Origin of the sequence: Paenibacillus mendelii (assembly GCF_024498075.1) — a bacterium.
In the GTDB taxonomy this organism is placed as follows: domain Bacteria; phylum Bacillota; class Bacilli; order Paenibacillales; family Paenibacillaceae; genus Paenibacillus_Z; species Paenibacillus_Z mendelii.
The window spans coordinates 162,272-180,151 of sequence record NZ_JANHOF010000005.1 but is presented as its reverse complement, the minus strand read 5'-3'; the positions used below and the strand labels follow the sequence as shown (position 1 = coordinate 180,151).

18 protein-coding genes are annotated in these 17,880 nt (G+C 50.7%); 9 read left to right on the top strand and 9 right to left on the bottom strand.

The window, feature by feature from the left end; all coding sequences use genetic code 11:
• Positions 1-22: 22 nt before the first annotated feature.
• On the bottom strand, positions 23-859 hold the full coding sequence (locus NNL21_RS18230) for an AraC family transcriptional regulator (RefSeq protein ID WP_204818641.1): 837 nt from the start codon (positions 857-859) through the stop codon (positions 23-25).
• A gap of 131 nt (positions 860-990) precedes the next feature.
• Here NNL21_RS18230 and NNL21_RS18225 point away from each other — a divergent pair, with 131 nt between their 5' ends.
• The 4 genes from NNL21_RS18225 (at position 991) to NNL21_RS18210 (ending at position 3,901) form a co-directional block, all read left to right on the top strand.
• Entirely contained in the window at positions 991-1,962 is a 972-nt protein-coding gene (locus NNL21_RS18225; RefSeq protein WP_204818640.1) for a Gfo/Idh/MocA family protein, read from the top strand.
• Positions 1,963-1,988: 26 nt separating this feature from the next.
• Positions 1,989-2,759 carry a TIM barrel protein gene (locus NNL21_RS18220; RefSeq protein ID WP_204818639.1) on the top strand — a complete coding sequence of 257 codons (771 nt, stop codon included), beginning with the start codon at positions 1,989-1,991 and terminating at the stop codon, positions 2,757-2,759.
• A gap of 11 nt (positions 2,760-2,770) precedes the next feature.
• On the top strand, positions 2,771-3,322 hold the full coding sequence (locus NNL21_RS18215; protein ID WP_204818638.1) for a hypothetical protein: 552 nt from the start codon (positions 2,771-2,773) through the stop codon (positions 3,320-3,322).
• 78 nt (positions 3,323-3,400) lie between these two features.
• Positions 3,401-3,901: a hypothetical protein gene (locus NNL21_RS18210; protein WP_256555322.1), complete on the top strand. Its 501-nt coding sequence runs from the start codon at positions 3,401-3,403 to the stop codon at positions 3,899-3,901.
• Positions 3,902-3,940: 39 nt separating this feature from the next.
• On the opposite strand, the gene NNL21_RS18205 is transcribed toward NNL21_RS18210, so the two are convergent.
• Complete coding sequence (locus NNL21_RS18205; protein WP_204818636.1) at positions 3,941-4,549, bottom strand: xanthine phosphoribosyltransferase; 609 nt, start codon at positions 4,547-4,549, stop codon at positions 3,941-3,943.
• Positions 4,550-4,780: 231 nt separating this feature from the next.
• Complete coding sequence (locus NNL21_RS18200; protein ID WP_204818635.1) at positions 4,781-4,972, bottom strand: hypothetical protein; 192 nt, start codon at positions 4,970-4,972, stop codon at positions 4,781-4,783.
• 102 nt (positions 4,973-5,074) lie between these two features.
• On the opposite strand from NNL21_RS18200, the gene NNL21_RS18195 reads away from it, so the two are divergent.
• Positions 5,075-5,992, top strand: coding sequence for an aldo/keto reductase (locus NNL21_RS18195; RefSeq protein ID WP_204818634.1), 918 nt, complete (start codon positions 5,075-5,077; stop codon positions 5,990-5,992).
• A gap of 110 nt (positions 5,993-6,102) precedes the next feature.
• On the opposite strand, the gene NNL21_RS18190 is transcribed toward NNL21_RS18195, so the two are convergent.
• From NNL21_RS18190 to NNL21_RS18180, 3 genes are all read right to left on the bottom strand, one after another.
• A complete protein-coding gene (locus NNL21_RS18190) occupies positions 6,103-6,921 on the bottom strand; it encodes a carbohydrate ABC transporter permease (protein ID WP_204818633.1) in 819 nt (272 codons plus the stop codon).
• A gap of 5 nt (positions 6,922-6,926) precedes the next feature.
• Positions 6,927-7,796, bottom strand: a complete 870-nt coding sequence (locus NNL21_RS18185) for a carbohydrate ABC transporter permease (protein WP_204818632.1) — start codon at positions 7,794-7,796, stop codon at positions 6,927-6,929.
• A gap of 63 nt (positions 7,797-7,859) precedes the next feature.
• Positions 7,860-9,209 carry an ABC transporter substrate-binding protein gene (locus tag NNL21_RS18180; RefSeq protein WP_204818631.1) on the bottom strand — a complete coding sequence of 450 codons (1,350 nt, stop codon included), beginning with the start codon at positions 9,207-9,209 and terminating at the stop codon, positions 7,860-7,862.
• Positions 9,210-9,358: 149 nt separating this feature from the next.
• Between NNL21_RS18180 and NNL21_RS18175 the strand changes: the two genes are divergently transcribed.
• Positions 9,359-11,113, top strand: a complete 1,755-nt coding sequence (locus tag NNL21_RS18175; RefSeq protein WP_204818630.1) for a sensor histidine kinase — start codon at positions 9,359-9,361, stop codon at positions 11,111-11,113.
• On the top strand, positions 11,110-12,660 hold the full coding sequence (locus tag NNL21_RS18170; protein WP_204818629.1) for a response regulator: 1,551 nt from the start codon (positions 11,110-11,112) through the stop codon (positions 12,658-12,660). The genes NNL21_RS18175 and NNL21_RS18170 overlap by 4 nt, the downstream gene beginning before the upstream one ends.
• Before the next feature lie 93 nt (positions 12,661-12,753).
• Here NNL21_RS18170 and NNL21_RS18165 read toward each other — a convergent pair whose 3' ends face one another.
• Genes NNL21_RS18165 through NNL21_RS18155 form a run of 3 tightly spaced genes read right to left on the bottom strand, consistent with a single transcriptional unit; the run spans position 12,754 to position 15,641 of the window.
• On the bottom strand, positions 12,754-13,596 hold the full coding sequence (locus NNL21_RS18165) for a sugar phosphate isomerase/epimerase family protein (RefSeq protein WP_204818628.1): 843 nt from the start codon (positions 13,594-13,596) through the stop codon (positions 12,754-12,756).
• A gap of 15 nt (positions 13,597-13,611) precedes the next feature.
• Positions 13,612-14,625, bottom strand: a complete 1,014-nt coding sequence (locus NNL21_RS18160) for a Gfo/Idh/MocA family protein (RefSeq protein WP_204818627.1) — start codon at positions 14,623-14,625, stop codon at positions 13,612-13,614.
• The gene (locus NNL21_RS18155) at positions 14,622-15,641 is read right to left on the bottom strand and encodes a Gfo/Idh/MocA family protein (protein ID WP_204818626.1); all 1,020 of its coding nucleotides are present in this window, start codon (positions 15,639-15,641) and stop codon (positions 14,622-14,624) included. Before NNL21_RS18155 ends, NNL21_RS18160 begins: the two co-directional genes overlap by 4 nt.
• Positions 15,642-15,823: 182 nt before the next feature.
• On the opposite strand from NNL21_RS18155, the gene NNL21_RS18150 reads away from it, so the two are divergent.
• Both NNL21_RS18150 and NNL21_RS18145 read left to right on the top strand, forming a co-directional pair.
• Positions 15,824-16,753 carry an AraC family transcriptional regulator gene (locus NNL21_RS18150; RefSeq protein WP_204818625.1) on the top strand — a complete coding sequence of 310 codons (930 nt, stop codon included), beginning with the start codon at positions 15,824-15,826 and terminating at the stop codon, positions 16,751-16,753.
• Between the two features lie 32 nt (positions 16,754-16,785).
• Entirely contained in the window at positions 16,786-17,679 is an 894-nt protein-coding gene (locus NNL21_RS18145) for a GNAT family N-acetyltransferase (protein WP_204818624.1), read from the top strand.
• Positions 17,680-17,880: the final 201 nt, after the last annotated feature.

Below are 17,880 nucleotides of genomic sequence, written 5' to 3'. Positions count from 1 at the left end.
ATCATCAATTGAATATTGTCCCTTACTCCCCGTACTGCTTGCGAAACTGAACCGGGGTCATCCCCGCCAGCCTGCGGAATGTGTGAACGAAATGGCTATCGTCTTGAAAGCCAACCGCGGCGGATATTCCTTTGACCGTCCTGCCCCGCTCCGACAGCAGCAGCTCCTTCGATTTCTGAATGCGGAACTGAACCAAGTATTGATAGGGGCTTATGCCCCAGCTTTTGCGAAATAACGTGTTCAGATACTGGGGGCTAACCTCCAGCGTGTCCGCCATTCGCGCCAGTCCCAGATCCGGATCCCCGAACCGCTCCTCGATCAGCAGGTAGATTGGCGTCAATCTCTCGTGACCCTTGGACAGGGACTGCTGTCCGCTGGATTCCCCAAACTGCTTCAGCTGCGACAAAAAGTCATACACCACCTGCGAACCGCTTACACCCGTAAAATCGAAGCTGTATCGGATTTGTTCACTATAATGCTCATGAATGTCCGCCAGCGGACAGCTCGCTTCCCAGCTAAGGGGGCGCATATGCTGAAGATCCAGAGAGGCCGTAATCGGATTGGCCAGTGCGCCTTCGAACGTCATGAACCACACGGACCATCTGTCTGTTTCCGCATGATAGCTATGAGGAACATGAGGCTTGAGAAGAATGCCTTGATTCGGATAAAGCTTTACCGCTTGTTCGTTAACCGTAAACTCCCCGCAGCCTTCTACCGTATGGAGCCAGTGAAAGGAGTGAAATCCGCCCTCTCTGCTGATGACGCCCTGATGCTCCGAAAAGCCGATGCTGGTCAGATGAAGCGGCAGCCGTTGATCCCACTCCGTGGTCACGAAGTGTCTGCCATACGTTGCACCCATATGTCACCTCGAGTTTCATTTTCTCATATCTCATATGAATTATATTATATTTTATTCCTATATTACTTGAACTAAAATAGGAGCGAAAGTTGATTTATATTATATCCTATTGAATTGGAGTGGAGAAGCGCATGACAGTGAAGCTTGGGTTTATCGGATCTGGCGGTATCGCGAATCATCACCTGAAGAACTTGGTTCAAATGGAGGGTGTCTCCTTGCAAGCATTCTGCGATGTGGACATTCAGCGCGCGCAGAAAACAGCATCTGAGCATAACGGAGCGAAGGCTTTCTCCAACCTGGACGAAATGCTCGACAACAGCCAGCTGGACGGCGTCTACATATGCGTACCTCCTATGGCCCACGGCGATGCAGAACATAAATTAGTGGAACGCGGCATTCCTTTCCTTGTCGAGAAGCCACTTGGCATTAACCGGGACATTCCGGTCGCCATCAACCAAGCGCTTAAAGCGAAGAAGCTCATCACCTCCGTCGGCTATCATTGGAGATATAATGAGTCTTCCAGTATGGCTAAGCAGCTGATGGAAGACAGCAAGGCGGGAATGGCGCTCGGTTATTGGATGGGCGGTATGCCGATGGTGCCTTGGTGGAGAGTTCAGAGCGGCTCCGGCGGACAATTCGTGGAGCAAACGACGCATATCGTAGATTTGCTCCGCTACCTGTGCGGGGAAGTTCGCGAAGTGTACTCCGCTTATTCCCTGCAGGTCATGGGAGAGCAAGTGGAGGGCACGGATGTTGCTGACGTCGGCTCTGTCACGATGAAGATGGCTAACGGAATGGTCGCTACCGTGTCCAACACATGCCTGCTTCCGATCGGCCATCATGTCGGGCTCGACATCTACACGAACAAGGGCGTACTGGAGCTGCGCAGCGATGCATTGAGAGAGCTAAGTCCAGAGGGTACTCGTACGCATGCGAATGTCGCAAATCCTTATTTTGTCGAGGACGAAGCGTTCATCTATGCCCTGCGTACTGGAGATACTTCACGCATCTTGTCCGATTATGAGGATGCCCTGCGGACGCATGACGTGACCATCGCCGCCAATGAATCGGCCGTATCCGGCAAACCGGTTATTTTAGCCTAATATCTGACGAGGGAGATCACAATAATATGAAATATTCCTTATGTATCGGGGCCTACCCCAATCAAGATATCATCTACCATCTGGAGAAAATCAAGGAGCATGGGTTCCACGGGCTGGAATACTATGCGTGGTGGAACTTGGAGGATCTGAAGAAGATCGCAAGCGAGCAGGAGCGGATTGGCGTTGGCATCAGTGCGACCTGCACCAAGTTCATCAGCCTGGTCGACGAATCGCTCCGCGACGCTTATCTGGAAGGAATCCGCGAGACGATCGAAGCTTGCCGCATCCTGAATGTCCGCTCGGTCATTTCCCAAACCGGCAATGTGATAGACGGCATCCCACGCGACACGCAGAGAAGCGTGATGGTCGAGACGCTGAAGCGCTGCGCTCCTCTCTTCGAGGAAGCCGGCATCGTACTGGAGGTTGAGCCGCTTAACGGACTGGTCGATCATCATGGGCATTTCCTGCAGCGTTCCGACGAATCGGTCGATGTTATCGATCAGGTCGGCAGCCCGAACGTCAAGCTCGTCTTCGACGTGTACCATCAACAAATTACAGAGGGCAACGTCATCCGTAATGCTACCGGGTATATTGACCGGATTAACCATTACCACATTGCGGACAACCCGGGACGTAAGCAGCCTGGAACCGGCGAGCTCAATTATGTCAACATCCTGCGCGCGATCAAGAACACCGGCTTCGACGGTTTTGTCGGTCTGGAGTGCGGCTATACGATCGATACGGATGCAGCGATCGAGCAGTATAAGAACGAGATCCTCTCGCAAATTGGCGAGTAAAGCGGTCTCTTTTGAATCATAGAAGGAGCCGATTCCAGGATGGAATCGGCTCCTTCTTTATTCAATTGATTAACGTCATCATTCAGAGTCCGCTATTCCAAAAGAAGGGAATGCTTCGTTCTCAGCGAATTGGTAATGATCTCCTTATACTCGTATCGAAAGAAGGGATCTCGTTGCCCACCGATGCTGCAGCTTGGTTATTTTCGCCTCATGAGGCTTATGACATGGTTCTATTCATGAACGCCATATCGGATAACCCGTTCTATAATGAGCACTATTCCGACGTCAGACTTAACTGGGGGCCCAAACTTGGGGCGCAAGGGCTGCACCTCATACATGAGGTAAGCCGTGCCATGTCAATGTCCAGGCTATGCTCGGATTTATCCCTCTATGAAGTTCGAACGCTGGACGATATCTTAAGTCTGTTGGAGGACGTTCCGAAACGCTCTAATGGGGAGCATCATATCGTGGAGCATGCGGAGCTGCTCGCTGATTGCTTCCGCATGCTTAAGCATGCAGGACTACCGGCAGCATGGAACCAGAGGGTTCAGCCTTATCTTTAAGATATTGCTGATCAATATCAGATGACGATGACGGCTGCATACCCTGTGGGCAGGATCGATGAGGCTCTATCTCACTTTTTGGGAAGCAGACCCCACGTATGCTCGACCGTATACTTAGCCACCTATATTAAACCGATCGCATTCCAGCTTCCGAACGGAGCGATGGTCATGCACGCCGGCCCGCATGGTTATATGCGGTTACCGAAGCATATGTTACAGCTTTGTCTGCATGAATCCCTGCATGGATTCCCCGGATCGGAACAAGCGCAGCAGCTGCAGGATGAATTGAGAACGTCCCATCTCGAGTTTGCCAAGCAATATAAGGATTTACTGACAATCTACCATAGCGGACCTGAAGAGTATTTTGTCGTCGGGGCAGAAGCTTATTTAAGTGTCATGCTTCAGTTGAGGACGCATGAGGAGTGTATCCAATATCTGAACAGCCTCAATGGCGGCATGCCATTATCACTGGCCATTTATGAACGTTTACGGAAAACAAACCCGGACAGCAAGCCGGCATGGGACGGATACGGCCAATGGCTGAGGAAGGAGCTGTTGGACGCAGTCTCCAATCGCTGATTCGAAAGGCTGCCGGATTCCATTCCTACTGTTGCTATCCTACAACATCTCCTTAACCAGATAAGCGGGTGACGGGTCATCTACAAAGTGAATCTCGCCTGGTGACATCGAGGCAATTCTAGCTAAGGAATGAACGCGAACCCCCTTCTGCTCCAGGAGGCCGCGGCCTTCCTGAAAGCTCTTCTCAATCACACAGCCAACACCCGCCAGCTCCGCTCCGGATTCGTTCACGATATCGACCAGTCCAATCAGGGCAGCTCCCGTAGCTAAGAAATCGTCCACGATCAGCACTTTATCGTCAGGTCCCAAATATTGCTGGGAAATGCTCACTTGGTACGTTTCCTGCCGGGTGAATGAATGGACTGAAGCCGAATATACCTGCTCAGTGAGCGTAACGGCTTTCTTCTTCTTGGCATAGACGAATGGAACGTTCAGCGCGATCCCCGCCGCCATGGCGAACTGAATGCCGCTGGCTTCGATGGTAAGCACCTTGGTTATGCGCTGATCGGCAAATAATCGACCGAACTCGCGTCCAATTTCCAGTGCGAGCTGCGTATCCACCTGATGATTCAAGAATGAATCGACCTTCAACACCGCAGCGGACAGAATCAATCCCTCTTGGCGTATGCGTTCTTCCAGTAATTTCATGTCCTTCTACCGCTCCTTCTGTATAAAAGAAAAAAGACAACGTTCTTGAGCCTCTTCGCTCAAGTGAAGCCTTTCCTGTATTCACTCTATATAGTATACACAACTTTTGAAGTTGAAAAAATGGCATATTCAAGCGCCGGCCTACGGGCTAGCCTCCGTCAATAGCCCAGCGCACCTAGCCATGCTAGACACGCTGGAGAGATTCGACGCTTCCAATACGTATAGGCAGATTCAGCTTCTGATCGGAATTACTTTATCAAAAAATACAATAGATGTGATTTCTTTATCATTTATAACATTTTCAAAGGTTTTGATCGTAAGCATTTCGCCATTATTCAGTTCCCCCGCATAGAAGCCGGTAAACACACGGGTCGTTTCCGAGGTGCCGTCTTGATAGTTTATCGTGATCGGGTAGTTATCCAATGAAAGACTACCTTTCCGACAAGAATTCGCGGTTAAATATTGAAAGCTCCATCCTTGTGTGTCACAATAAACAAGCCACTATAATAACAGGAGGAATACGCCATGAAGACTATAAAGCTTGGAAGCAGCACGCTTGAGGTGCCCGTCATTGCAGTCGGCTGCATGCGTATTAATTCGCTGGACAAGACCAAAGCGGAGAACTTTGTTCAAACGGCGCTCGAAGAAGGCGCAAATTTCTTCGACCATGCCGATATTTATGGCGGTGGAACATGTGAGGAAATCTTCGCAGATGCCATCCATATGAACGATGATGTTCGCGAGAAGATCATCCTTCAATCCAAGTGCGGGATTCGCAAGGGCATGTTCGACTTCTCCAAAGAACATATTCTAGAGTCGGTGGACGGAATCTTGAAGCGGCTGAAAACCGATTATCTCGACATTCTCCTCCTCCACCGTCCAGACACGCTGGTTGAACCGGAGGAAGTGGCGGCGGCATTCGATCAGCTTGAGAGCTCGGGCAAGGTTCGCCACTTTGGCGTATCCAATCAGAATCCGATGCAGATCCAATTGCTGAAGAGATCGGTGAAGCAGCCGATCGTGGCCAACCAGCTTCAATTAAGCATCACCAATTCCACTATGATCTCCAGCGGATTTAATGTAAATATGGAGAATGAGGCCGCGGTGAACCGTGACGGCAGTATCCTGGATTTCTGCAGATTGAACGATATCACAATTCAGCCTTGGTCGCCATTCCAATACGGCTTCTTCGAGGGCGTCTTTCTCGGAAACGATAAGTTCCCGGAATTGAATCAGAAGATCGATGAAATCGCAGAGAAATATGGGGTTAGCAACACGACGATCGCGATCGCTTGGCTGCTGCGCCATCCTGCAAATATGCAGCCGGTTACCGGTACGATGAATGTAGAACGATTGAAGGATTGCTGCAAAGCAAGCGAGATTCAACTAACGCGTGAAGATTGGTACGGGATCTTCCGTGCCGCAGGCAATGTGCTTCCTTAAATACACAAAACAAACAACCTCCGGTCTTTATTGACCGGAGGTTGTTCTTGCTTGAACTGATATTGGATGACTGGAGTCACGCTATCCATCTTATTGTGTTACAGATTTGATTAGCTCTTCACGGCTCCGGATGTCATGCCGGCAATAATAAACCGCTGCATGAACATGTACAGGAGGATAACCGGCATTGATACGATGACAATAACCGAGAATACCAGGTTCCAGTCCGCCGATTTTTGACCGAAGAATAAATAGATGGCCAAGCTAAGCGTGTACCGGTCGGCCGTATTCAAGAAATAGAATGGCGTTAAGAAATCATTCCATACTGTCATCGCCGCCAGAATTAATACCGACGCGTTAACCGGCAGCAGAAGCGGGAAAATGATACGGAAGAACAACCGGTATTTGCCTGAACCGTCAATGATCGCAGCCTCATCCAATTCCTTCGGAATACCTTGCAGGAAGGAAATATACAGATAGGTCATCAGCGCGTAATTCCCCGCAATGAACAAGAGAATAACTCCGGCATAGGTACGGACTAAATTCAAGAAATCCATTACATAGTACGTCGTAATAATGGAGCCGGGCAGGATCAGCCCGACGACAAGAATTTGCGTGATGATGCGCGTCAGCTTGCTGTCCCGGCGTTGAATGACGAACGCGCTCATGGAACAAAAGACGATGATGAACAGCACGCTGAAGAATGTGATCACGAGCGAATTCCAGAAGGCCATCGGAATTTGCGCCGATTCGAATACATTGCGATAGTTCTCAATAATATTCCAATCGGTGGGCAGCTTCAGACTTAGGTCGGCCGCTTCCGCTTTCGTTTTGAATGAATTCACAATGATAAAATAGAGTGGAACAGCAATAACCGCACTGCATAGAAGAGCGATCAGTTCCAGAAATAGCTTGGTTCCTTTTCTCACCCTGATCACCTACTTGTATTTCGATTAATTATTTTGTTAAGGAGCAGCACCGTGATAAGAACGATGAGGAACAAGACCAGATTAGCTGCAGTTCCCTCCCCGTTTCTTCCCGTTGCGAATGATTTGTACACAAGTGTATTAATCACGCTGGAGGAATTGCCCGGTCCGCCGCCAGTGAGTGCATAGACCAGATCAAATACCTTCAAGCCACCGATAACGCTGAGGATAATGTTCGTATTTAATACCGGTTTCAGCATCGGCAATGTGACGTAACGGAACATCTTCAGAGGGGAAGCTCCGTCGATCTTGCCGGCCTCGATCACATCCTGAGGGACCGATTGGAGCGCCGCCAGGAAGAGCACCATGCTCATACCGGTGAATTTCCAAATTTCAACGAATGCGACGGAGTAGATGACGATACTGGGATCCGTCAGCCAGCTCATCGCCAGCGAGTCCAGACCTACAGATCGCAAAGCCGTATTCAGTAAGCCCTTGCCTGGATGAAAAATAGCGTTAAAAGCAAGTGCAACTGCGACTGAGCTCAGAATAACCGGAAAGAAGAGGACCGAACGGAGAATCAATCTGGATTTGATCATTTGATTGGCCAATATAGCGAGCAGCAGGCCAAGAAATACTTTGAAGAAAGACGTTACAGCTGCGAAGATAAACGTATTTTTGAAAGCGAGAACGTTCTCTTCATTTTCAAACAGCGTCTTGAAGTTATCAAAGCCTACGTGCCGGGTTACCGTAAAGCTGGCATCCCAGTTAGTGAATGCGAAATAGAAGCTCATCAAGGCAGGCACTAAGAAAAAGACTGTGAAGATTAACATGCCCGGTACAAGGAGCGAGTAAGAATAATATTGTTTTTTTAACATGCTAACACCTCAATCAAGAGAGGGGACTCTTCATCAGAACCCCCTCAGTCTCTTTCCTATCATTTATTTGAAGTTAGGATCGCCTTTGGCTTTGGCTGCCGTTTCCAGCTCTTTTTGTTGTGCCTCCAACACCTGCTCAGGCGTCTTGCCGCCCTTAATGATCAGCTCCTGCGACAGGGTAGGAAGATTCACATTGTAGTTGTACAGAGGAGGATAAGGAACATTGCCCAGGCCTTGTCCGGCATCCAGGAATTTCTTTGCATCGACTTCCGCCGGCGTCAGCTTCGTCTTCGTTACCCCTTTAATCGCCGGAATTCCGCCTTGGTTGCTGAAGAAAATATCTTGAATCTCAGGCTGCTCGAACCAGTTGACGAATTCCTGTACGGCATCCTGCTTCGGTCCCTTCACCACATACATCGACCATGGCTGCCACAGCGCCGCCAAGTCTTTGCCTTCGCCCTTATACGGCATGATGAATGCTCCGATATCGTTAACGCCCTCCGGATACTTGGTTACAATCTCATTCATCACCCAGGTCGCCATCAGGTACATACCGGCTTCGCCTTCTGACAAGGCTTTCTGAGCTTCATCGTAAGTTGCCGATAATACATCATCGTTGACCATGCCTTTGCTCATGAGCTCCTGAAGGAATTTCATGCCCGTCTTGCTGTCTTCCAAGTCCGTTACTTTCGCCTGATTGACATTGATCTTCGCAATCAAATCAGCTGTTTCCTGTGTCGCATTTGACATTAGAACCGGCAGCTGAACCGTCCATGCATCTTTACCCGACAGGAAAACCGGTGTTTTGCCTGCGCTCTTGATCTTCTCGGAAACCGCCCAGAATTCATCCATGTTGGTCGGGATCTCCAGCTTCAGTTCAGCGAACAGCTTCTTATTGTACAGCACCATGCCTGTGTTCGCTCCGCCATAAGGAGCACCGTACCAATGTGACTCTACATCGTCCTGCAGATTATCGTCCGAGTCCATTAGATTCTTCCACGCTACTTTATCGAAATTCTGCATCCAAGGCTGGTCGTCCTGCGCGACGAATACCTCTTCAGGATTGCCGAAGCCGGCAGATTGCGTAATCGCGGATTGATAGAAGAGCAGGTCCGGTTTGTCATTGGTCGCAAACCTTGTTTTCATCAGATTCTCGCCATCCGAGCCATCCGGAACCTTCTCGATCTCAAGGTTAAAGCCCTGCTTCTTGGCTTCCACCATGACGGCTTCCATACCTTGAATGAACCATGTTGTATGGCCGATGGCCTTGATCGTAACAGCTTCTTCCCCCGATCCGTTCACCGCCCCATCATTACCGGTGTCGTTGTCTTTTCCGCCGCAGGCAGCCAGTGCGAAGACCATCGCAAAAACCGTAAGCAGCATCAAGCTTTTCTTCATCTTTGAACGTTTCAACCTTGTAACCCCCAGTTGCTAAGTAATATTGTGCCTGTTAAAAATAATAGCCCTTTAGAACCAGAGCGTAAATGGATGATCTTTCACGAAGGGGTGGACAATATCAAACAGCAGCCTCCGTCATTTGTGATACTATGGAGTACAGGAGCGTGAGATCATTGCGAAGCTTTAAGACCAAATTATTTATTACCTACTCCTTGACCCTGATTACGATTACGCTAATGGCCAGTATTCCTTTGTATTTCTATCTCAAACACAATATAGAAAAAAACATCGTCACGCATGTCCAGCAGCTTGCCCAGAATACGACAAGCAATCTGAACAGCTACATTAGCATGTTCGATAATATTGCGTTCCAATTCTATAATTCGCATGACAACACGCGGACTACCGTGGCCGGGTATATGGGGCAGCTCCTTGCACAGAAGCAGCAAGCCGAAGGCGGCTCTCATGAAGCCAATCTATCCATCAATAACTTCCTCATGATCGTCTCATCCGTATATAATAAATTCGATCAAATTAACCTGTATTCCAACTCAGGTCTTACCTACACGAAGATGGTCGGCAATACGGCCGTCCGGCAGATTATCGGAATGGACTTGAACTTCGAATCGGCAGATGAGATGAAGGGCGGCGTCGCCCTTTCCAGTAATGAACATGGAGGCGACCATTCCATCCCCGCGCTTTCCTTGACACGTAAGCTGATGTGGTATGCAACCGACTTGGGTTATATCGAGGCGGTTATCCGTCCGGAATCCATCATTGATACGGTACACTTGCAAGAATACAGCGGAGCAAGCCTACTTATTCTGCATCATGATCAGGTCATCTATAACAGTACGGGGGCGACGGAGGCTGTATCCAAATCGAGCAACGCCTATCGGGTAAACGATAAGACGTATCGCGGGGATTTCACCGTCCTGCTGCAAATTCCGAAGGATCAGCTGTTCAAGCCGCTGCAGATGTTCCGGCTTGTCATGTCGGGCATCGTGTTCTTTGTCATCCTGTTTTCCGTGCTATGTTTCTACTTATTGGCCCGCAGTCTAACCCAGCCCCTCAGTGCGCTTAAGATCGCGATGGACAATGCGAGAATAGATGATGACGGCACTCTGCCGATTACGAATAAATATAAGATGAACGAAATTGAATCCTTGAAGCGTTCCTTTCACAAGATGAATACGCGGCTCAAGGATTCCATTGACGATAAGCTGCACTTCCGGACGCTGCAGCTTCGCTCTCACTTTCAAACGCTGCAGGCACAGATCAATCCGCATTTTCTATTCAATATGCTCAGTGTCATGACGATCTTATCGGACCGCAAGGACGCTGCCGCCGTCTCTTCGATCAGCCGTAAGCTATCCCTCTATTTGCGCTATGCCATATCCAGCGAATCCGAGATGACGGCGTTATCCCATGAACTCGCCTTTACGGACAGCTATCTGGAATTAATGAAGTCCCGCCATCTGCATCGCCTCAACTATACAATACAAGTACAAGATGAGATGATGAACCTTCAAGTCCCGAAATTATCGCTGCAGCCGCTTGTGGAGAATTGCATTCAGCACGGACTGACGGATGACATCGATCAGATTCACATCCAGCTTAGCGGCTATATGCAGGGCGAGCAGTGGACGATTGAGATCTGCGACGACGGCGCCGGTTTCCAAGGCGATACGCTGAGCCAGATTCATCGCAGAGTGGAGGATTATATCCACCGCCTACAAGATGAGAACGACGCTGAGCCCCTCTCCTTATCGATCGGAGGAATGGGGCTTGTCAGCACCTTGGCAAGACTGAAGCTGCTCTGGAAGAGTCATATGACCTACGAAATAAGCAACCTGGAGTCAAGAGGCACACGAATTGCGATAAGCGTAACGATGGTTAAGGAAGGGGAAACGATATGAGAATTATGCTGGTAGACGACGAGCCCTTCTTTTTGGAGAATCTGAAGGAGGTCATTGGCGCTTGCAGCCCGGAATTGAGCAGCAAGCCGGAGATTGTCGCGGAATGCTACAGCGCGGAGAAAGCATTGAAGCTGATCCCATCCGTACTGCCCGATCTGGTCTTCACCGACATTCGGATGAAATCGATGGATGGACTTGAGCTTGCCCAGAAAATACGCGAGGACTATCCGCTCATTATCGTGGTTATTGTAAGCGGCTATCCTTCGTTCGAATATGCCCGGACAGCATTGAAAGCGAGTGTGTCCGATTATTTGGTGAAGCCGATTGAATACGATGCCATTCTGAATGTCATTCACACGGCCCAGACCCATATACAGAACAACCACTATCAGCGCAAGAAAGAAATTATTCAATCCATTCTAGAATACGGCAATGTGAATACGAGCACCTTCAATAACGACTATTCCTTCGACTTTGCCTATTCCTGTTATGCTCTGATTCTTATTAGCAGCAGTGAGCTGATACTGAATCCGCTATCCTCCTCGTCCCGTGTGGAATCGGAGCTGCAGACGATTAGAAGCATTCAGCTGCAGATGAATGATAACGAAGGGGTCTGGATGCTGCCGAACATGAACCATACGGGCCTTCTGTTCGTATTCGGGCTGCAGGCCTTCCATGAGGAGACTATGGCGACCATCGGCCGCTATCTGATGGACCGGTGCACGCTCGATCGTTCCAAGGTTACGCTGGGCATCAGCCGATTCACCGCCTCTCTGTCAGAGCTGCCTGAGGAAGCCAAATCGCTTACTAGAGCGATCGCAAGGGAGCATATCATTGGAAAAAGCCGAATGTTCTTTATGAATGAGGAACCTTCGGTCTCTTTCGCACCCAACACAACCTTGACGTCCATGGACGAAAAGTATCTTCTCGCCTTGATCGAAAGCCGGAATCAAGCCGACATCCACCCTTTCATTGCCAAGCTGTTTCAGACTTGGGATGATGAAGGCTGTCCTTCCTTCATCATTGAGATGAATATGCGGAAGGTGATCCAATGCTTCGAGCATAAGCTCTTCCAGTTATCCCCCGTACAGCTCAGAGAAACGGAAGATGCCATCCGGGAAATCTTATTCACGGCTTCGAGCTTCCGGGAAGCTGCCGATGCCTGCTTCGATTGGATCAAGGAGCTGTTCCTAACCGCGGAACAGCCGGAGGAGACTAGCCGCCTGGCTCTGTTCCAGCGTATTCAAGGCTACATCATCGCCAACATCGGAGAGCCGTTAACGCTATCTCTCCTCATGGATGAATTCAATATATCCAGCACCTATCTCTGCAATCTGTTCCGCATTCATTGCGACCAGTCCTTCGTGGAATACTTTACGGATATACGGATTCAGAAGGCGAAGGAATTGCTTCATCAGCATCCGGACATGCAGGTAAAGAAAATTTCCGAAATTGTAGGCTACCTCGACTTTCATTATTTCTCCAGGGTGTTTAAACGTTCCACCGGGATGACACCGTCGGAATACAGAAGAACAGGAACAGAGTAACAAGGCCTCGCTTGTTACTCTGTTCCTGGCTCAATGGTTCTCCGCCTTCATATTCCCTTGTTCCCATGTTCTCTTTGACCGTTATCTGCACGCTTATAATCCGGACTTATGTAGAAGGCCCTCCAAATTGGTCCGCGCCTGGGCGAGACGCAGGTCGATTTGCTCTGTTGTCATCGGTCCCCCGGTACCATCTACCCGTTCGACAACGATGGTACCGTCCGCGCTTCCTGCTCCCTTCCACGAACGGAACAAAGCTCTGAACTCAACCTCTCCTTCCCCGGGCAGCGGAAAGTTGTGCTCCGCCCGTATGCCGCTGTGGTCCTTGGCGATTATAGAAACGGTCCGGTCGGCAATGAGAGGGAAATCTGCTGCAGGATCGATACCTTCATAGAAGCGCACGTTCCCGGGGTCGTAGCTGGCCTTGATGAATTCGCAGCCGATTTCGTCAAGCGTTTGCCGGATATGCCTGGCCGTTGCGGTATTGCCCGTATGCGGTTTGATCGTCACCGTAATTCCGAGCGATTCGGCTATCGAGCCAACTCTGCGAAACTTCTCGATAAATCTCTTGTTGGTCTCAACCATCTCAGCTTCAGGTATCGGAATATCAGGAAATTCCCGATAGCCCCATGTACCAAGTGACAGCACCTCCTTAATGCCTAGGGCTTGGGCTGCTTCCAGCCTCAGCTGAGTTCTCTCGATGGGCTGACCCGGTGCCAGCTGTTCCGTGCCGATCAGCATGACCGGCTCCAGCTTATACCGTTCAAACAGACGCTTCAGCTTGGAAACGGCTTGCGGATCTTGCTCATCCAGCACCTCTTCCCCTGCGTGGGGGAGACCAAATGCCACATATAGATAGCCTGCCCCGGCGATACCCACCAGTGCTCTTTCCAACGACACATTGGCATAAGGAAGCGTCATGCACGCTAGTTTGATCATATTCAGCTCGTCCCCTCATTCTATGGAATCTATGAATATCTCGCGCCGCTCCTTCAAGGATCGATATGCAGCTTCCGCCACACGGATCGCCTTCAATCCGTCCCGAAGCGGGATGAGCGGCTCTTTATCGTCACGTATACAAGCAATGAAATGGCCGTTCAGACGCTCCCACATATCGTTATGCGTAAATGCGATCCGCTCTTCCGGGCCGTTATCGTCCTTGACCCGCACTTCGCCATTGTTGTTGACCGCGGTCAGCCGTTCTGTGGCAACGCCCACCATATCGTACTCAACACGTGTAATCCAAGGCGTGCTGACATTCGCGACGCCTCCGTTCTTGAAGCGCAGCGCCACCGTAAATCCGTCGGCAACGCTTCCCGGCGGAAGCAGGTAAGTGCCGCCGTATGCAAAGACGCTCTCGATCTCGCCGCAAAGCCACATCAGCATATCGTAATCATGCGATCCATGCGAGAAGATCGGCCCTTTGGCATGCTCTTCGCTGAAGTACCAGGCTGGCGTCTCATAATACTGATCGCGGTATTTGTCATAGACCTGCTGTTTCGGATCGAGATAATGGGTACGCAGCGCCCAAGCCTGAAGCGTTCTTCCTGAATCTGGTCTAGAAAGAAATTCCTTCAATTTCCGGTACGCCGGATCGAAGCGAAGCGGATAGCCAACCATCGCTTTCAGCTCGGGGTGTCTGTCGCCAGCAGCGACGATCTCTGCGCCATCCGCCACGGAAGTGGCAATCGCCTTTTCGAGAAACAGATGCTTCCCGGCATCCAGGACCGCTTTGGATATATCCACATGCAGATGATCAGGCGTAGCCACCCATACGGCATCTACATCCTGCTTCAACAGCTCTTGCCAGGTATCATATACCGAAGCGCCTACTTCCGCGGCCAGGCTCTCCGCTTTGCCGCGGGAACGGTTATGAAGCGCCGTTACCGCTACGCCAGGAATTCCATGCAGCGTACGTGCATGCAGCGACCCCATTAAGCCGCAGCCAATAATGCCTACTTTGATCATCCCCCGCTTACCTCCGAGCCTAAAGAACTATTTCCCGGGTAATTCTGCACCCGGTTCTGTTCTTCGTACATCGCCCATATCGCTTGATGCGATTTCATGGCAGCGTATCCATCCGTATCCGGCGTCCGGCCGGTCTCGATGCAGTCAAGAAAATGCTCAATCTCCCCCTGTGTATTGAAGCCCGCCGTCTCCCCTTCCACTGGGGCTATTAACGTCCTGCGTCCGCTTGCATCCATAACATCCAGCTTAGAAACACTAGCATCTAGCATGAGCAGGGCATCCTTCGTGTGCACGTGCAGCAGATCAGGACGATAAGCATATTTCATCCCCCAGCTCGTCTCCAAGTATCCCAGTGCGCCGCTCTCGAACTTCATCACGCTGTGAGCCGTGCCTTCCCCTTCCATCCATTCCGTTCCGAGCTGCGTACCGAGTGAAGCCACGTTCACCGTATTGCCCAGCAGCCAAATTAATAAGTCGATATAATGGCATCCATGACTGAAGAGCACCCCTCCGCCAAGCTGCTCCTTACGCGAGAACCAGGACCCTGGCGCCGGAGGCATATAACCTTCAATCCAGCAGTTGGCATTGAACGCCCGGCCGAATTCCTCCCGGTCGATCGCCTCCTTCAGCCGCTGAACGGCAGGCAGGAAGCGGACGATATACGCCATCATGAACGTGACGCCTTTGTCCTCCGCAGCATGGATGATTTTCCAGCAATCTTCCAATGTATTGGCGATCGGCTTCTCCAAGAGCACATGCTTGCCTGCGGCAATTGCCTGGAGTGATTGCGGCGCATGGAGGTGATGGGGTGTACAAATACTTACCGCATCCACATCATCTACGATCTTGGTCCAGTCTGTCGCATACCCGCAGCCCAGCTCCTCCGCCACCTGGGCAGCTCGATTCTCATCCAGATCGACAACCCATCGCAAATCGGCACGTTCAGCCTTATCATAGGCGTAGGCATGCTGAAGTCCCATGTTTAAACCCACTACGGCAGTTCGAATTTTCCTCATGGTTCATTCCTCCTTCTCAACTCTTTCATTCTGGTCCTGATGCCCTAATCATAAGGTTGAGCGTTCCGCCTCGTCTTTGTCTTATCGGTCTTGAAATTTGCATATTGTTAGAAATTATTCTTTATCCAGCTATTCATGTACGGTATTATGGGGCTAGGCTGATCCACTTGAGGTGAACGGGTATGGGACAATTTCCAAGGTACGTGCTGCAAGAGGATTTCATCATTAAGAAGCTGGTCACCTTTCATTATAATGAGCTGAATAAGGACTACCTGTACCCCGGGGAGCGTCATGACTTCTGGGAGTTTCTTTATCTGGATAAGGGCGAGATTACGATCACAACCGACCGCAATACGTTCGATTTGCGACAGGGCGATCTCGTGTTCTATTCACCGAATGAATTCCACAGCCTGAAGGCGAACAATAAAGTGGCTTCCAATATTCTGATCGTCAGCTTCGAATGCGGCGGCTCCGCCATGACATTCTTCGAGGGGAAGTTCTTCCGGTTGGACGATGAAGAGCGCGGGCATCTGGCCAATATTCTAAGAGAAGGCCTGCATGCATTCGACCCTCCGGTGGATAAGCCAGGCGGCGATCTCATGAGGAGAAACCCGCCTCCGTTCGGGAGCGAGCAGATGATTAAGATCAATCTGGAAGCGCTCCTCATTCGGCTGGTCCGAAGAGCGCATGGTATGGAACAGGAAATACGCCTGTCGCTAGCTGCTAAGGAACACCATGAACGTGAGCTCTCAGCTCGCATCATTCATTATTTGCGGGAGAATCTGGCCGCCAATCTGACGATCGACCAGATCGGCCGTTACTTCGGAATTGCCCGAACGCCGCTCACAACCGTATTTAAGAAGGAAACCGGGCTTAGCATTATGGATTATTACCATACGCTCAAGATCGAGCAGGCAAAGTCTATGATTCGCGAGGAGACCTATAATTTCACCGCAATCGCCGACCTGCTTGGCTTCAGCAGCATCCATTATTTCTCCCGCTATTTCAAGAAGTCGACGGATATGACGCCTTCCGAATATGCACGCAGCTTGAATGCCAGACATTCCCGGCAAGGCAAGCGCATCCCGCTCCATGAAACGGGCGAGGTCTGATCATTAGAACCGATAGAAGAGGAGCAACTGCCATGGAGAAACCTCAGATTGAGCTGAGAACCTTAAACAGCTGCACGTTCGACGAAGCGCTTGCTTTATGGAATGGCGGTTTTTCCGGTTATTATTCCGATATGTCGCGTACGCTTCCCGCTCATACTGCCTATCTGGGCCAAGCGAGCATCCAGCCTCAGCTCTCCGTTGCCGCCTTCATAGCGGGTAAGCCGGCAGGCTTCGTGCTGATCGGGATGCGGGAGATCCATGGCCGCAAGTCGGCATGGAACGCAGGTACAGGGGTGCTGCCGGAATTTCGCGGGCTCGGCATAGCGAAGACGCTCATGCAGGAGACGGTGCGGAGACTTCGGGAGGAAGGCGTGCACACAGCAGCTTTGGAGGTCGTCACGAAGAATGCGGGTGCGATCGCCGCTTATGAACATGCCGGCTTCCGCAAGACGGATGAATTAATCGGCCTGCGCCGGGAAGGCGCATTCGCACAGATTCCGTTTCCCCGCTCTGGGAAGGCGGAATATACGTGCAGGAAGGGCAATCCGGCGGAGGTCGCGGGTCTGTCCTTCTACAGGGAGAACATCCCGTGGATGTCGCAATGGTATAACTGGACGGGGGGCGAGGCTATTATTATTCATGATAGGAGCGGTCATGCTGCTGGATACGCGCTGCGGAGGTGTCATTACGGGGATCATGGCGGCCTGGCCTCTGTGGAGCTTAGTCATTGCGAAGCTGCTCCGAATCGGGAGGATGCCGGGGATGTCGTACGCTTCGCCCTATCCTGCGCTTTCGGACCGTTCGATGCCGCCATCGTCCGCAGCACAAGCAATTTGCCGCAATCCAGCAAGCTTGCTGTCCAAGCTCTCCTGGAAGCAGGCTTCACGACCGTGTATGAGCAATATTTGATGATGGCGGAGCTATAGGATTGAACTCATGATTAGTCACAAGCCGCTGCGCGGGCAGAATGTTCTTCCGACCGCTAACGCTTCTCCAGAATCATTCATCCTGCTTCACTCGTTGCTGCTAGATGAAAATCGCCCTTCCCTCTTGCCGGCCGGCAAAGGGAAGGGCGATTTTTATAGCAGGTACACGAGCATACCGTTTGGACATACTTATGGCAAACT

What these genes read in the sequence shown, in the direction of transcription:
- NNL21_RS18230 (WP_204818641.1), bottom strand. Translation starts at nt 859, where the DNA reads ATGGGTGCAACGTATGGCAGACACTTCGTGACCACGGAGTGGGATCAA.
- NNL21_RS18225 (WP_204818640.1), top strand. Translation starts at nt 991, where the DNA reads ATGACAGTGAAGCTTGGGTTTATCGGATCTGGCGGTATCGCGAATCAT.
- NNL21_RS18220 (WP_204818639.1), top strand. Translation starts at nt 1,989, where the DNA reads ATGAAATATTCCTTATGTATCGGGGCCTACCCCAATCAAGATATCATC.
- NNL21_RS18205 (WP_204818636.1), bottom strand. Translation starts at nt 4,549, where the DNA reads ATGAAATTACTGGAAGAACGCATACGCCAAGAGGGATTGATTCTGTCC.
- NNL21_RS18195 (WP_204818634.1), top strand. Translation starts at nt 5,075, where the DNA reads ATGAAGACTATAAAGCTTGGAAGCAGCACGCTTGAGGTGCCCGTCATT.
- NNL21_RS18185 (WP_204818632.1), bottom strand. Translation starts at nt 7,796, where the DNA reads ATGTTAAAAAAACAATATTATTCTTACTCGCTCCTTGTACCGGGCATG.
- NNL21_RS18170 (WP_204818629.1), top strand. Translation starts at nt 11,110, where the DNA reads ATGAGAATTATGCTGGTAGACGACGAGCCCTTCTTTTTGGAGAATCTG.
- NNL21_RS18165 (WP_204818628.1), bottom strand. Translation starts at nt 13,596, where the DNA reads ATGATCAAACTAGCGTGCATGACGCTTCCTTATGCCAATGTGTCGTTG.
- NNL21_RS18160 (WP_204818627.1), bottom strand. Translation starts at nt 14,625, where the DNA reads ATGATCAAAGTAGGCATTATTGGCTGCGGCTTAATGGGGTCGCTGCAT.
- NNL21_RS18155 (WP_204818626.1), bottom strand. Translation starts at nt 15,641, where the DNA reads ATGAGGAAAATTCGAACTGCCGTAGTGGGTTTAAACATGGGACTTCAG.
- NNL21_RS18150 (WP_204818625.1), top strand. Translation starts at nt 15,824, where the DNA reads ATGGGACAATTTCCAAGGTACGTGCTGCAAGAGGATTTCATCATTAAG.
- NNL21_RS18145 (WP_204818624.1), top strand. Translation starts at nt 16,786, where the DNA reads ATGGAGAAACCTCAGATTGAGCTGAGAACCTTAAACAGCTGCACGTTC.